The organism is Mycobacterium sp. TH-M25 (genome assembly GCF_057473665.1).
This window is the reverse complement of sequence record NZ_JBYCLA010000151.1, coordinates 1-3,293: the sequence shown is the minus strand read 5'-3', so window position 1 is coordinate 3,293 and position 3,293 is coordinate 1. Positions and strand designations below refer to the sequence as shown.

The window sequence follows — 3,293 nt, the reverse complement described above, 5'->3', positions numbered from 1 at the left end:
CGCACCGCGGCCCAGCACGTCGCGGCGAGCCCGGAGATCTACCAGATCGTCGGCGCTCTACTGGCCGAGGAACCCGTCCCCCCGTCGGCCCTGATCTGAGTCAGGGTTTGAAGAGCACATGACTTCTACCGAGACGATGACGACCGAGTGGGAGCTGGTTCGCCTCAACAACGATTTCGCCTACTACATGGACAACGGTGACTTCGAATCGATGATCGGATTGTTCACCCCGGATGCGGTTTTCGACCGCGCCGGCAACGTCCATCACGGCCACGACGAGCTACGCCAGGGCATGCGGGAGCGGCCAAAGGCGACCACGCGGCACCTACTCACCAATTTCCACTTCACGAACGTACGTCCAGACTCAGCCCAGGCCGTCGTCTGCTCGATGGTCTACCACGGACCGCCGTCGGAACGTGGTGAGCCGGTCGTCTACGCCACCGACAACGGGCGCGTCATAGAGTTCCACGACAAGTACACCAAAACGCCGGCGGGCTGGCGAATTGCGGAACGAATCGCACGGGCGATCTTTACCCCGAAGGTGTGGCCGTAACAGGCCTGATCAAAGAAAGCGAGAATCATGGCCGACAAACACAGCGACGTGCAGGCCACGGTGGACAAGTTCTTCACCGCGCTGGCAACCGGGGACCATGCGACCTGCGAAGCACTGTTCACCGACGACGCAGTCGTCTGGCACAACTACACCCAGCAAGAACAACCCAAAAGCGAAGCTCTTGCCGCACTTGCGGGGCTGGCGCAAATGCGGGCCGAATTCCAGGTCGTCGGACGTGACTTCACGGATGACACCTGCGTTCAGCGACACGTCGTGCGGGTGACACTGCCGAACGGCGAAGTGGCGGCCATTCCGGCGATTCAGCGCATTTCCCTCTCGGGCGGCCGGATCCGACGGATCGAGGAGTACATGGATTCGGCCCAGATGGCCGCGGCGATGCAAGCACTGCAAGCCGGCGTGTGACCGGCCCGAAAGCTCGGCGAGGAATAGGAAGGAACCTGTAATGCCCGGAATCACAGACAAGTTCACCGGCGAACCTGTCCTGAAGGTCCAACGGCTCGGTCACGGCACGCTGGGTGTCGTCGACATCGCCAGGTCCCGCCGCTTCTACGAGCAGGTCCTCGGTCTGGAAGTGATCCAGCCCAGCGCCCGCTCGATGATGATCCGGCTCAACACCAACCACGCATACGCGGTGGTGGAGACCGGCAAAGACAGCACGATGACGATGCTGGATCACAACGGTCTCGACGTGGGCAGCGAGGAAGAAGTGCACGCCGCCTACAAGAGGCTCGTCGAGCTCAAGGACGAGTGGGGCCTCAAGACGATCACCGAGCCGCGACACATGCACGGGGACACCTCGTTCTACTTCACCGACCCGGACGGCAACTGGTGGGAGATCGTCGCGGTCCGCGAAGGCGGTTATGCAGTGGACTTCTCGGACCCGGAGCGCGATCTCACCGGGCTGCACGAGTTCGACGGTGAGGGCGGCAACGTGAACTTCAGCCACACCCACGACCCCAGTTTCCGGGCGCGCGTGCGTGAGGTCCTTGACGCCAAGAGCAAGGCGTAACTGGTGAGCCGTCTGGACGGAAAGGTTGCTGTCGTCACCGGTGCCGGCAAGGGCATCGGGCGGGGAATCGCCCGCAGGTTCGCCCGCGAGGGCGCCAAGGTGGTTATCGCCGAGTTCGACGCCGACGCGGGTAAGCAGGTTGCCGAGGACCTCGGTGCGCTCGGCGGCGAGGGCTTGTTCGTGCAGACCGACGTGTCCCGCAAGGCAGACATCGAAGACGCGTTCGCGGCCGCCCAGGACTCCTTCGGTGGTTTGGACATCCTTGTCAACAACGCGATTTCGCTGACCCCGGACGTTCCGCTGGAACAGAAGACCGACGAGATGTTCGAGCAGATGCTTGGAGTCGCCCTGTGGAGCGTGTGGTGGGGGATGCAGACCGCGTTCCCCGTCATGAAGGCACGCGGTGGTGGACGCATCATCAACTTCTATTCGATCGACGCTGATAACGGAAACTGGGTGCACGGTGACTACAACACCGCCAAGGGTGGTGTGCAGGCGCTGACCCGGACGGCCGGGTTCCAGTGGGCCCGGCACAACATCCTGGTCAACGCGATCGCACCGATCGCCGCATCCGCTGCCTTCGAAGAGATGGTCTCCGCCAATCCTGCACTGCTCGAGGCGGTTCCGCTGATGATCCCCTGCGGACGGATGGGTGATCCGGAGGAGGACATCGCCCCGGTGGCGGCGTTTTTGGCCAGCGACGAGGCGCGCTTCATCACCGGCGCGACCATCCCGGTCGACGGGGGCCTCCATGTACCGCGGCTGAACACCCGGCCGCCGGACCCCTCGGTCTTCGACTCACCGCCCGGCAGCCCCGGGTCCGAAAAGAAGTAAGGAGAGCGTCGTGACTATCGACGAGGTGAAGCACGCTCGGACCGGACCGGTCCTCACGGATGGGACCCCGCTGTCAGAGCTGATCGACAAGGATTACCGCGAGGTGTCGCTGCGTGTCCTCAACGACCCCGAGCTCTACCAGCTGGAGCTCAAACACCTGTTCGCCAAGGCCTGGACGGTCGTAGCCCACGAGGATGAAATCCCCAACGCCGACGACTACGTGGTGCGCTACGTCGGGGAGGACCAGGTCATCGTCAGCCGGGCGGCCGACGGGAGCATCACAGCGGCACTCAACGTCTGCAGCCACCGTGCCGCGCGCGTGTGCCGGTTCGAAGCCGGCAATGCCAAGCAGTTTCAGTGCCCTTACCACGGCTGGGTATTCAAGTCGGACGGCACCTTCCAGGCGTCTCCCATCGCTCGGGAGACCATGCACGGCAACTTGCGCAACAAGGGCGAGTTGGGCTTGCGCCGCGGGCGGGTGGACACCTACACGGGCATGATCTTCGTGACGTTCGACGAGAGCGCACCGTCGCTGCGCGAATACCTCGGCCCGATGACTTGGTACTGGGATCTCATGTTCGACCGGACCCGGCGCGGCATGACAGTCTTGGGCCATCCGCAGCGCTTCATCATCCCCGCCAACTGGAAGAGCGCTGCCGAGCAGTTTGCCGGAGACATTTTCCATACCCTGTCGCTGCACCGCTCCATGCAGGAGTTGGCGCTGCTGGGAGCGGCGGCCGAAGAGCCGGCGATGGCCGGTGTGAGCGCCAGCTTCAACGGTCACTTCGTACGATGCTTCGACCTGAGCGAAGAGCACTACCTCAACGCAATGAAGGGCAAGAATCTCGCCGCGATGTCCCCGATGGAGCGGCTGCG

At 63.6% G+C, this 3,293-nt stretch carries 5 protein-coding genes; all 5 read left to right on the top strand.

Annotation, left to right across the window (positions count from 1 at the left end):
* The first annotated feature begins 118 nt into the window (after positions 1 to 118).
* Complete coding sequence (locus AC2VOU_RS05125; protein WP_486956385.1) at positions 119 to 553, top strand: nuclear transport factor 2 family protein; 435 nt, start codon at positions 119 to 121, stop codon at positions 551 to 553.
* A gap of 27 nt (positions 554 to 580) precedes the next feature.
* Complete coding sequence (locus tag AC2VOU_RS05120) at positions 581 to 976, top strand: nuclear transport factor 2 family protein (protein ID WP_486956384.1); 396 nt, start codon at positions 581 to 583, stop codon at positions 974 to 976.
* 40 nt (positions 977 to 1,016) lie between these two features.
* The gene (locus AC2VOU_RS05115; protein ID WP_486956383.1) at positions 1,017 to 1,583 is read left to right on the top strand and encodes a VOC family protein; all 567 of its coding nucleotides are present in this window, start codon (positions 1,017 to 1,019) and stop codon (positions 1,581 to 1,583) included.
* Between the two features lie 3 nt (positions 1,584 to 1,586).
* Entirely contained in the window at positions 1,587 to 2,417 is an 831-nt protein-coding gene (locus AC2VOU_RS05110; RefSeq protein WP_486956382.1) for an SDR family NAD(P)-dependent oxidoreductase, read from the top strand.
* A 10-nt stretch (positions 2,418 to 2,427) separates the two neighbouring features.
* Positions 2,428 to 3,293: aromatic ring-hydroxylating oxygenase subunit alpha (locus tag AC2VOU_RS05105; RefSeq protein ID WP_486956381.1), on the top strand; the 866-nt coding region annotated here is incomplete at its 3' end.